Genomic DNA, 11463 nt, shown 5'->3' with positions numbered 1-11463 from the left:
GAATGCAGCCTCAGGCTATTCGAGTTTGTTTTGCATCAGTATGGTGAAAAAGAACATTCTCTTGAGGCAAATGAGTTGGTGAGCATAGTTGATTCTGAATAGTCTCACCTGGTTGTGTATAGTCATTGCCCTTCGGCTACATTTTGGAGACATAAAAAAGGGGTGCCCTGTGGCACCCCCTTGAAGAGCATTACTTTAATAAGTAATGCAATGGTAAATGTTTGAGATCAAACGATCTGGAAATCATCGGGGAATTCGAATGCATCGCCTTCGGAGATGACTTCAGTGGTTCCCTCGACTTCGCCGGACTCGTTCAGAAGAGTGACGGTGAAAGATTGACCGTCTTCAGCGAGATCAACTTCGATACGGCTGAATACATCAGCTTCGATAGCAATTTTGTCTTCACCGGACGTGAAGTCGGTGATGATGTTGACGGAATCACCTTCGAACTGGTCAACGGTCCAGTACACGACGTCGGCACCTGCACCCAGAGTGACGGAGTCGCTGCCGGAGCCAACACGAACCAGATCATCGCCAGCACCTGCGTTGATCCTGTCGTCGCCAGCGCCGCCGCGGATGAAGTCGCTGCCTGCAGATCCACCGAGCTGGTCGGGGCCTGCACCACCATTGATGTAGTAGGCGAAGTCACCTCCGAGTCCGCCTTCTTCGATCGTGCCGCCTGCTGCGTCAGCAATCGTGCCTTCTTCGGTTTCGATGCTCAGGTCAACGCTAGCGCCTGAAGTGGATGCACCATCGAGGTTAGCGATGACAGCGCCATCGAAATCCTCAGCAACCTGGAAGGCTGAACCTGAGCCATCAAGGGGGTTTCCGGCAGCATCAAATGCTGTGGTGATAACAATCTCGTCACCGACGGCACCGTCAAGAAGGACGTTGGCGTTGTTAACACCTGAGGCAGCGAGGATGGCTCCGCCTTCACCAGGGCCATTGATTTCAATGGGACCGCTGGTGGGATCGGTTACTACAAAACTGTCGCCGGAGACGCCGGTGCTGGAGGACCCAGCTGCCGGATTTTCTGCCGCGGCGGCGTCAAGGGCCGGAACGGGCGTAATGAAAATGGACACGTTGAAGAGGGAAATGCTTCGGTCCGAAATTAAAGGAAATCACAGGTTCTGTAACGCTTGGTATGCACTACTCGAACCATCCCACTGGTGATTCCTTGGTTTCTGTCGCGGATTGCTGACAATGGCTTTGCAGGAAGGCTCTGAGCTCTGATTCCAGGGATTTCGGGAGTGTGCTCCTGCGTCCAGGATTCACGTTGCGGGCTACCCACGCCTGCATCCATGGCTCAGGATCGGAGTCAAGGCCAAGAAACCCCAGTACTTCACCCAGCTGGAGGCTTGGCTGGGAGAAGAGCCGCTCGCTTGAGATCACGAGTAGCTGCTGGGAACTAGGCAGAGATGATCGCCATCGCTGGAGGTGGATGTCGTAAAGGCTGTCCTGGAGCGCTCCAGTGCCGATCCGCCCCGATCTGGCCAGGGTGTTGGCATCGAGTGATTGCAATGATTCCAGCTCTTGGCTCAGCCAGGACTCCACGCTGCCTTCCAGTCCCTCGAGGCGTTGTAGGTGCTGGACCCAGCTCACAGCGCGCTCAAGAGGATCGCGGAGGAGCACCATCGTCTTGACATCCGGGATCAACTGGGTGACCCGCGCTGGGGCCTCTGGGTGGCTGAAGACATTGGGTGTGGCTTCTCCGCGCAAGATTCCGCTGCCGTCTTGAAAGCGCGGAAATTGGGCGCAGTACCACGCTTCTCCGAGGTGGTAATCGCCATCGAAGAAGTGCAGTTCCTTGCGCGGATGTCCCCAGATCTGGGGGTGTTCGCGTAACCAGGCGAAGAGCGATGTGGTTCCTCCTTTGGGTACACCCAAAACGAGGAAGTCGGGAGGGGTCGGTGCCAGGTCTTCGTCTGCTAACAAGCTTGTCCTTTGTCCAAGCTCCAGGCGCACAGACTTTTGAGCTGTTTTCCCCGCTTGGATGAGATCTCCCTGGCGCTGCTGGTACAAGCTCAGTTGCTGGAGCGGCAAGGCGCGCTCTGGATGGCGTCGATGAAGCTGTTCATAGAACCTCACGATGGGTCGCAGCATGTCATCGCTGCAGCGGCAGTACTGGAGCACGGTGTGCACGTGGGCGGGATTCGCATCCCGTTTGAGTGAGCGCAGCAGCCAGCGTGCGGCTTGATCGAACTCTCCTGTGGAGCGATGAAGCAAGCCGAGGTGATAACTCGCAACGGCAAAGCTGCTTCCATCACGACAGGAGCGTCGTAAGGCTTTTTGGGCTGCATCAATCTGATCCAGTTGCTGCAGGACAAGGCCGCGCTGCAGAAAGGCCTGACCCCGTGCTTTGCGCCAGTTCAGGAGGTTCAGGCAGTGATGAGCCCGTTCAAATTCGCGCATCTGGCGAAGCCAGATTCCTGTCTGCAAAATCGCTGTCTGCCGGTCGTCTGCGCGAACAGCTTCAGTGAGAAGTGGCTTGAGCCAACGATCCAGTCGTTTCCAGTTGGGTTTCTGCTGAAACGCTCGCTGTAGGGAGAAGACCTGTGACGCATTGAGATTTCCCCGACGGGCTTGGCGCCGCAAGATTGGCCAGAGCGCTGGCAACGAGTCACTCGTCACTGTGCGTTCCAGTTCTCTGTTTGTGGGTCATAACGCCAAATCTGAGCGTTGGTGTTTGGAATCCTTTCACCTGGATCGGCTGTCAGAACGAGATCAACGTCGCCATGGCGTTCAGGGTCCCAACTGGGCCAGAGATCAATCCGCGTGTTGGGAAGGAGTCGTTGGGCCTGTTGCTCAAGCCAAAGAGGGTCATGGCTGTTGATGAGATAAAGGCGTGTTTGGCTCGCCGCTGTCGAGTCGAGCTGGTCGGCCCAGACCTTCAGGACATTTGGATCCTCAAGGGAGACCAAAACAAGCGTCCGGCAGTTCAGAACACATTCATCGGGGAATGGGGAACAGGCTTGAAAGGACGGTAAGGCGGGTGGTTCCTGACCGTCCAGCAGGGCGAGCGAGCGTTCGGCGCGCATTGCCTGGAGCGCTTTGCGTTGAAGCTCAGGAGCAAATGCGTGTTGTGGATCTCTTTTCAGGGTTTGCCTGGCGTAGTGAAAGGCAAGTGTTGGTTGCTGTTGACGCAGGGCCTGGTATCCCAGACGCATCAGAGGCCAAACCTGTTGCGGTTGCAGGGTATGCGCTTGCGTCCACCAGGACTGGGCTTCGTTGAAGCGGTCTTGCTTTTCAAGCAGATCTGCCATGGAGCAGCAGAGCCGGGATGACAGCGTGTCACCTCGCTTTTGCATCGCTATGAGCAACGGGTGAAGCAGATTGAGGGCTTCCGTGAAATGCTCAGCCTCCAGCCATTGATTCAGCAATTTGACCAAATCATTTTCGGCCAATTCAGGTGGGTCGCTCAGCAGTTTTTTCTGAAGTGATGCAGCTTGTTTGAATTTTTTGCGCTCAAGCAAAACCGCCAGGCGTTCCCAGCTGTGGCGTTGGTCAGAGTCTGAGAGCAGTTGTACTGCCTGATGGTTTTCACCGATTGCTCCCAAAAGTCTGGCGAGCGCAGGACGCAGTTCTTCGGAGCTGGGAGGCAGGAGACTCCAGGTTTGCCACTGCGCGGCCGTTTCGGCATCACCGCAGGCTCGACGCCAGCGGGCAACGCGTTCGAGCAGTACTGGATCTGGAGTTGTCTCCTCAGCCAGGCGGGCCAGAGCCTGCCGCAACTCTTCTGAAATCCTCGAACTGCTCATGAAGTCAATGATGCCAGAGCTTCTGCGGCAGGGCTTGACTCAGTTCCAAGATCAATGGGGAAAGCCAGAGGACCTGCATACAGCCATTCCTGCAGGGGCAAGGGGGTAGGGCTTGTCTCCAGTTTGCGGTGTCGGAGCTGTCGGCGGGCGATCAATCCGTCGAAATAAGGCGGTTGATAGGCGGGATTCACCAGCTCAATCACTTCACTCCCAACGGGAGCAGCCAAAAGATTGGCCATACCAGCCCCATGAGGTGCGATCACGAGATCGGTCTGCATCACCTGAGCCTGCTGTTCGCGGATGCTGCCTTGCTGCATGAAGGGTGCACGCAACTTGGTACTCCAGTGTTGTTCCCCGATCACTGTTCGGTGCAAGGCTCCAGGTCTGCCGAACCAGAGGCGAGTTCTGCCCTTCGCCGCCGTCGTTCTGGTGGCTTTGGATGGACCTGGGAGATCCCAGAAGCGTTCCAGCCAGGCGAGGTTCGCCGATGAAGGTTTGCCGAAACTGCTGGCAAAGCCAGGCACGATCAGCGTGCTCGCCGACAGGTGATCGCAACCAGGAAGGAGGCGGCTGCGGTCGATCCCCAGTCGTTCCAGACCATCTCTCACATACGACTTGTCCCCCCCGTTATGCCAGATACGCAGGTTGGGCCAGCGCTTGAGAGCTTCCCCCCAAACGCGCCCCAATCTGGGAAGCAGCTCCAGTTGCCAGTGAAAGAACATTTCTCCGGAAAGTTCAGCGACAGCGAGAACGGGGCTGTCAACGACTCGGGCTTTCGACAGGGTTGATTCCGCCGCTTGCAACATCTGAAGACTGAGCGGTCCGAAGGCCTCCTGGTGGCGACAACCAGGCCATGGCCAGGGGTAATGGCGGCAGAGGTTTGTTTCGTAGCAACTGTTTTGGTTGATCACGGCCACACCGTGGCTGTGCGACCAGACGTTGCGATGTCGTTGCACCCAGATGCGACCGTTTGGGATCGCATGGAGATAAAGGGGAGGATCCTCAGGGGGTGGTAGCGCCTGGCAATCGACGCATCCCGAGGCTTGACAGGGCACGATCGGCCAGGGTTCCGGGGGATCGCTGGGTGCCGCCAGCCAATGGGCCCCGCTTCCATAGCCAAGCCGTGCATGCAGGTCGGCGAGCATCTGATCGAGCCGGTCGTTGCGGCCACAGCTCCAGGCCCGTTCGAGCAATTGCAGGGCTCGTGAGGGCACTTCCGGCAGTGCCACTTCTCCCCAGCTCTGCAGCAGCCTTCCGAGTTGGTGCACTTCTGTGTCTGTCGGCGTGTGGACCAGCAGCTCATGGGCCAGTTGGATCGCCTGCCGACTGATCGAGGCCACGGGATCCGTTTTCAGAGTTGCAGCGGCGGCTTGCAGATGGCGATGCACTGCTGCGCTGTCCTGCTGGAGCAGTGCTTGCCATGCTTTCAAGGTGGCCAGCGGTCGTCCAGCTTCCAGGTCGGCCAGGGCCTGGGCATGGAGGCTTGAAGCAGTCTCCTGGGTTGGGCTCATCGCTGCAAAAGCATGGATTCCGCCTGCCGCCAGAATGCGCTGGCTAACAAGTGCTCACGATTGAATGGAGCGCCGATCCGCATGCTGCTGCGGTGCATGGCTTCGATCAAGTGCACCGGACGGCGCACGAGGGGATAGGGGCAAGACGCCATGGCACCCTTGAGCAATTGCAGTGCCAGGCTGGAGTTTCCAGCTTGCCACGCTTGCCATGTAGCCCAGGTGGCTGTGCTGTAGCGCTGGTCCTTGGCCCATCCCACCTGTGGATTCGGAAGGGTGTTGAGGTGATGATCGATCACCGACAGAAGGCCCTTGAGTTGGGGTTCCAGTCGACCGCTGGCATTGCCTGAGTGAATGCGATAACGCACAAGCGGTTCATGAATCCAGTCTCCTTGGTGCCCTGCTGCTGCCAAGCGAAGGATCAGATCGACATCTTCGGAGTGGCGCAGGGCTGGATTGAAACCTCCCACCTGCAGGAGAGCGGATCGGCGGACGGTCCAGGCGCTTGGCAGAACGGCCTTATGTTCCATGAATTGGTGCCAGCTGAATCCAGCCCCCTCGTCCCAGGGGCGAACGGGTTGCTGCCGCTCACCCTGGGCGTTGCAGCGCCACCAGCCCCCGTGCACATGGCTGAGATGGGGGTTGGACGCCAGGTGATGCAAGGGCTTGCTGAGTCGTCCGGCGAAGGGGCGATCGTCGGCGTCGAGAAAGGCAATCACGTCGGCTCGGCTGGCCATGATGCCTTGGTTGCGGGCTGAGGAAACACCTTCTCCTTTGCCTTCGAGCAGTTGCCAACGTTCCGTAGGCCAGTGGGCACAGAGCCGACAGACCAGATCAGCACTGCCGTCTTTGCTTCCGTCATCGACCACCACCAACTCGAAGCCCGTGTCCCAGTCGTGAACAAGTGCCGCCAGCAAACTCGGCAGCCATGGAGTTGCATCGCGCATTGGCACCACCACGGACACGCTGGGGGTGGCGGATGGCATCGCAAGGGCGGATTGAGTCGAAACAGCACTCTGCCGGATGGCTGCGAGAATTCTTGGGATTTTCGACTGGATATGCCACGCTCATCGCGCCGCAGAGCTGTTCAACGGGCCTCTGCGCCGTCTTCCGTGACACGGGTTCGGCGCCGCAGTCGCAGATCTCAGGCTGAGACCAATACTTTTCAATCTTCTCCTACTCCTTCCAAAGTGTCACCGATGCCTTCTGACGCCGAACAAACCAGCCAACCCAGTGGCGCGATGGCTGATCGTTATTACGAGCTGGCTGAGTCGATGAATCAGCGGGGGGCCATGGAGCTGGCGGTTCCCTTCTATCGCCAGGCGGTGGCCCTTTTGCTGGCTGAACGTGAGTCGTTGCAACAGCAGCTTCAGGGTGGTGCGGTCTCTCCCGCTCTTAAAGGCAGCGCTAACCAGGACGCATTGCACGGTCTGCTGGAAGCGGCGGACTTTCTCACAGACAAGCCAGTTGCTGCTGAACCCGCAGTGCAGCCTGTCGAGCCCTCTGCATCTCCAGCACCTGCGTCTCCATCCGTTGATCAAGATCAACTGGAAGCTCAGATCGCTGAACTTTCGGATGAGTTGTCGGCCAAGACGGCCCTTCAGGTGATGGCGGGTTTGAAAGCGCTGGCTGATCAAACCAAGGGCCAGTTGCCGGCTTCAGGCTTGGCCTTGCTGGGCAAGACTCAGATGGTTTTGGGGAAACCTGCGGATAGTTTGAAGAGCTTTGAAGCAGCACTCGTTAAGGACCCTCAATCCTTGGATCTACAGATCAATGTGGGTGCTTGCCACCTTGCCAACCAGAATGTGGATGCTGCTCTTGAGTTCTTGCGAGGGGTTTGGACAGCAGGATTGGATCAGATTGATGAGAAGTCACGATCAGCGTTGTTCCGCAATCTCTCCTCGGCGGAAGGGAAGGCAGGTCGTCCGTTAGTCGCTCTACAACTTCATCGGAGCTGGTTAGAACAGTTACCGGATTCAGTGCCCATTGAACGTGCCTTGAAGTGTGCCAATCAGGGCCTCAAATTAGGTGAGAATGATGGGCTGATTCAGAAAGAAGCTCTCCAATTGTTACGAGAGCTGAGGGCAGTTCACCCAACGGAGAAACAGGTCATCCAGGCACTGGCTGATGGATTGGAGTCAGTAGGAGATTACAGAGAAGCAGCACTCCTGTATCGGGAGCTGCTTAAATGATTCAAATGTTGAATCAGTTGATAGTCGAATTTAAAAGTATTTTTGAATCTTTTCCGAAGGTTTGAATTCGTGGTGAGCAGCTCCTTAAGTGATGCACTCTTCGGAACAAGTTTTTTGCTGCACAAGTCAGCCAGGGTCAAGACACTCGCTTCAGTTTGATCGGAAAATGTCCATTCTTCAATCGGCAGCCGAGTGGAGTTCTTTTTCTCCGGAAGGAAATCCTCAAACCCCATGCTTTGATTAATATATTTAAGGTCTTCATCAAAACTTTCTACTCTGAGAGGGTAAACTGCTTTGGAGTATTTGACAATATTATTGTAAAGGCTCCACTGCTTTTTGTTAGCGAGTTGCGGCGCAAAGTGCCCATTTAAATCATTGCGGTCAATGGTTGGATGAGTGATTGTTAAAATGAATTTTTTTAGCGAGAGTTTATTGACGGCTTTTGCATAATTCACTCTCTTTCTCTTTCGTTTTTTAGTTTTGCTTTCATCTTGTTCGTCTTGTTGCTTGCGCTGAAGTGCTATAAATGTTTTAAGAAAGCTTTTTGAGAATTTCTGCAGCTTTTGAGGATTCTCGGGTAATACAAGGCCTTCCTCTCCGCGAATCAAAAACTTGTTCACGAAGCTGCTCGTCATCCTTTTGACCGGATCGCGATGAGAAACGATTAAATGGTCAATCTGAACATTATTTAAAAGCAATTCTTTTGCTTCGCTGAAGTCGTAGTTGCCATAACCTTCTTTACCCAAATAGGCTCTTGGTTTGTCTGTGCACTCTGAGAGTTCTTCAAAATTATGATCAACCCAGTAAACTAGCGATGTGCAAGCACATTTTTCAGCCCACAAGATCATCGTTTTTCTTGAAGGGAGATAATAAAAATGCATTCTATTTAAGCTAGGTAGTTAATGATAACATATATCGATTGGGGCAGTCGCTCTTATGCTTGCTGAGAGGCCGCACGAGCCTGTTGGTTGGTTCTGAGGTAATGAAGCCACATTGTGCATAGAGCAGTCTCCAGTGTGGATGACCTCCTTGCTTTCAAAAAGAGCTCAATCGGTTTTAATTAGAATTATTCAAGTTTCGAATTCATCAGGGGAGGAAGTGTGCGCTCGCGTGACCCTGATGTATGATCATTAAAAGGTTTATGCTATGAAACGGGTTGGTATTGCCCAAATTCTCGCAGGGCATGATGAATGCACGGTTCCATTGATTTTGGCGTTAAATCGCTTGGGAATCTATGCTGATATTTATATCAACAATGAACTACGTGAAAAACGAGGAGACCTATTTCAGAGTTTGCATGTTGAGCACCATCAAATTTATATCGAACAGTCTACAAAATTAAAGACGCTTAATCCGCCCCCTCCATGCAATCGGGTTTTCTGGCTCGGCGTGATGGGAAATAAAGTCAAGAAACTAATTTATCTGAACAAGGAATATTCGTTGCCAATCATGTTTTGGACGACATTTGCGAAAAAGCCATCGCCGATTTTTGAATATTGTCAAGAAATAGGTATGCATCTCTATGCCTTTGTTCACGATGCAAGAAACGGCAACTTATCCCGTGTCTTGGCAGGATTGTCATCGGTCACGTCTGTTGTATTTTCAGATGGAATGGTGGACGCATTTTCGCTCCATGCTGAAAAGATCAAGCCACTAAAATTTTATCTTCCACCTTTTTCTGACCTTTCCAAGCATCAAGGTCTTCAGGGACGAGAGGTTAACAACAGCAATGAATTACGAATCGTTGTTCCAGGCCGAGTTGCCTACGCAAGACGCGATTATGGTTTATTGATTGATTTTGCGAAGTCTTTGCTTTCGCAAGAGACGCTGAGTGTTGAGCCAACATTTGTCATTGCTGGAGGTATTTCAGGCGATGAGGGTAAGAGATTTATGGATGATTTGGCATCCCAAAATCTTTTGAAATACTTCGAATGTCCGTGCATATCCTTAACCTCGGATGGCGCTCCTTTTATGAGCTATGAACAGCTTTTTTCTTGCCTTCTTGGTTCAGACTTGGCCGTTTCTAACAGCTTAGCCGTTAAAGGAGATTACACAAAGGTGAGTGGAGCCGTTAATCTATGCATTAATTTTCAACTACCAGTGCTGTATTTAAATGATTATCCGTTGTATCCTGAATTCAAAGATATGGCATCGATTATCATCGACTCATGTGATCAGTCTCAGGTGAGTGCATTTGCAAAGGAGATGCCTCAACTGGTGGTTCAAAAAAGGAAGGAAACACACCTTCTGAAGGACTCTATGGAGCAATGGAATCAACAAATTATACAGGAAATATTATCGCGGCACAAGTAATGTTGCCGCGATCAATCTAATCAGAATGATGAAAGTGAATTAGTGTCTTTCAATTGTCTTGTCTTGACTTTTTGTGGATAGGAATACAGGTTGTTCTGGGTGGGTTTATTGATAACTATCATTGTCTCATCGTTTTATTTTCAATCCTTTGCTGTTATCGTTTATTCGTTATTTGATGAGATCATGTCGCTTGTCAATAGGTGACCAGGCCCTTGACGTCATGCGTTTCAGGACCAGCCGATCTTGTTGCTTGTTCTGACCCTGGCTGAGTCTCAATCGAGCCAACTTTTGGTTCTTGTCACATGTTGCGGTAGAGTCAGTTCATATGTCGGCGAGCAAATGAAACGTCCTGCCAATGTGTTTTTTGTGACACATAAATGTGGCAATCATTTTTTTGAATCTGTTTTTACAAAAGATCCCACATTTTCAAATCTTCAGTCAGTTGATCTAAGCTCATCCAAACAATTGCCCGGAGAAACACCAAACAGTTTGGCTAATTTCAAGGGAGATTTTCTTAACCTAAGATGCAGAAATTTTGATCCAATTTCTATACTTAAGCTCTTAAAGCATTTAGATCCAGAAAAGACTCGTTTCTTTTTAGTCGTCAGGCATCCTGCATCTTTTTTCAGATCTGCATCGTCTTATCATGTCAAAAGCCCTGAGCGGTGGAGCAAAAACAGGATTTATAAGCACTTAGGGGATCGAACATTAAATAGTGCACTGCTTGAAACCGTTAATGCCGATGATCGTCTTATTCTGACCATGAAACACTTTGGTTTTGCTTGGTATTTACCACAACGTTGGTTGATGAATGCTGAGTTTTTAAAATCTTCTGATTTAAATTTTAGTGTTCTTAAAACCGAAGATCTTTTTACTGATGGAACTGCCTCATATTTTGAGACCCTTGCCTCTAATATGTCCCATGATGGGTATCAGATAGATGCTTCTCAGCTGATGAATGCATCCCCAATCTTTATGAAAGAATTGCCACCACATTCAACTGGTGAGTTTCGAAAAAGCTCCTTTGACGGATACGGCGACAAAGCTTTAGGCTTTTATAATCAACATTTTAAAAGCCTAGAGCAATACTTTTATCCATCATAGTCGATCAAAGCTTAAGGATTGAACTATCGCCGTTCGTATCCAAGCAACTTATAGTCAAGGCGGTAGAAATCATCAACTTTGTTTCGTATTTCAGGCTTAATCGTATCGATCTGATGTCTGATTTCGTCTGAAATTTTTTGCTGATGGCTATTACGTGGTTTATGTAATTCGTATTTTACCTTTTCGGAGAATTTGCCACAAAGCGAGGGTAACTTTTGGTTAATCTCTTTGATGTCTATGACAAGCGGTTTTGCGATGTCAAAAGATGATTCAAGGCCGGCGTAGAGATATTGAGGTAAAAAATGGCATCCATAGAAGTGGCTTACTCCTTGAAACTGATAGGGGTCAGATTCAGAGTATTTTCGATTTGCTTTTTGAATAAAGTTTTGACAATAAGCCTCAAACGATTTATCTTGCGGGCTGATAAATCGGTTGCACTTTTGCGATACTTTCCGTGTGTACTCAGAAACAAATCGATCCCAGGGATGTCTTACGATAACAAATGATTTGTATTCATCGAAGATCCATTTTGGTGCGGCTTCTCGAATCAACGCGAAGCACAGATGGTCAAGTTCGTAACAGTTGCTT

10 protein-coding genes are annotated in these 11463 nt (G+C 51.4%); 3 read left to right on the top strand and 7 right to left on the bottom strand.

Going from position 1 to position 11463, the window contains the following annotated elements:
• Window positions 1-227: 227 nt before the first annotated feature.
• From ACLM45_RS08480 to ACLM45_RS08460, 5 genes are all read right to left on the bottom strand, one after another.
• Complete coding sequence (locus ACLM45_RS08480; RefSeq protein WP_415408786.1) at window positions 228-1082, bottom strand: calcium-binding protein; 855 nt, start codon at window positions 1080-1082, stop codon at window positions 228-230.
• A 67-nt stretch (window positions 1083-1149) separates the two neighbouring features.
• Window positions 1150-2631, bottom strand: a complete 1482-nt coding sequence (locus tag ACLM45_RS08475; protein WP_415408785.1) for a sulfotransferase domain-containing protein — start codon at window positions 2629-2631, stop codon at window positions 1150-1152.
• Entirely contained in the window at window positions 2628-3758 is a 1131-nt protein-coding gene (locus tag ACLM45_RS08470) for a tetratricopeptide repeat protein (protein ID WP_415408784.1), read from the bottom strand. The genes ACLM45_RS08475 and ACLM45_RS08470 overlap by 4 nt, the downstream gene beginning before the upstream one ends.
• Window positions 3755-5269 carry a glycosyltransferase family 61 protein gene (locus ACLM45_RS08465; RefSeq protein ID WP_415408783.1) on the bottom strand — a complete coding sequence of 505 codons (1515 nt, stop codon included), beginning with the start codon at window positions 5267-5269 and terminating at the stop codon, window positions 3755-3757. The genes ACLM45_RS08470 and ACLM45_RS08465 overlap by 4 nt, the downstream gene beginning before the upstream one ends.
• On the bottom strand, window positions 5266-6252 hold the full coding sequence (locus tag ACLM45_RS08460; protein ID WP_415408782.1) for a glycosyltransferase family 2 protein: 987 nt from the start codon (window positions 6250-6252) through the stop codon (window positions 5266-5268). Before ACLM45_RS08460 ends, ACLM45_RS08465 begins: the two co-directional genes overlap by 4 nt.
• 213 nt (window positions 6253-6465) lie before the next feature.
• Here ACLM45_RS08460 and ACLM45_RS08455 point away from each other — a divergent pair, with 213 nt between their 5' ends.
• Window positions 6466-7458: a tetratricopeptide repeat protein gene (locus tag ACLM45_RS08455; RefSeq protein WP_415408781.1), complete on the top strand. Its 993-nt coding sequence runs from the start codon at window positions 6466-6468 to the stop codon at window positions 7456-7458.
• On the opposite strand, the gene ACLM45_RS08450 is transcribed toward ACLM45_RS08455, so the two are convergent.
• The gene (locus tag ACLM45_RS08450) at window positions 7416-8306 is read right to left on the bottom strand and encodes a sulfotransferase family 2 domain-containing protein (RefSeq protein WP_415408780.1); all 891 of its coding nucleotides are present in this window, start codon (window positions 8304-8306) and stop codon (window positions 7416-7418) included. The two genes, ACLM45_RS08455 and ACLM45_RS08450, sit on opposite strands and share 43 nt — an antisense overlap.
• 298 nt (window positions 8307-8604) lie before the next feature.
• Between ACLM45_RS08450 and ACLM45_RS08445 the strand changes: the two genes are divergently transcribed.
• Together ACLM45_RS08445 and ACLM45_RS08440 are read left to right on the top strand one after the other, a co-directional pair.
• Window positions 8605-9771: a hypothetical protein gene (locus ACLM45_RS08445; protein WP_415408779.1), complete on the top strand. Its 1167-nt coding sequence runs from the start codon at window positions 8605-8607 to the stop codon at window positions 9769-9771.
• A 339-nt stretch (window positions 9772-10110) separates the two neighbouring features.
• Window positions 10111-10875, top strand: a complete 765-nt coding sequence (locus ACLM45_RS08440) for a hypothetical protein (RefSeq protein ID WP_415408778.1) — start codon at window positions 10111-10113, stop codon at window positions 10873-10875.
• A 23-nt stretch (window positions 10876-10898) separates the two neighbouring features.
• Here the strand turns inward: ACLM45_RS08440 and ACLM45_RS08435 are convergent, their stop codons facing one another.
• Complete coding sequence (locus ACLM45_RS08435) at window positions 10899-11426, bottom strand: sulfotransferase family 2 domain-containing protein (protein WP_415408777.1); 528 nt, start codon at window positions 11424-11426, stop codon at window positions 10899-10901.
• Window positions 11427-11463 lie beyond the last annotated feature (37 nt).

It is taken from the genome of Synechococcus sp. A10-1-5-9 (genome assembly GCF_047716785.1).
Classification (GTDB): domain Bacteria; phylum Cyanobacteriota; class Cyanobacteriia; order PCC-6307; family Cyanobiaceae; genus Synechococcus_C.
The sequence above is the reverse complement of the archived record's forward strand: the minus strand, read 5'-3'. Positions and strand labels throughout refer to the sequence as shown.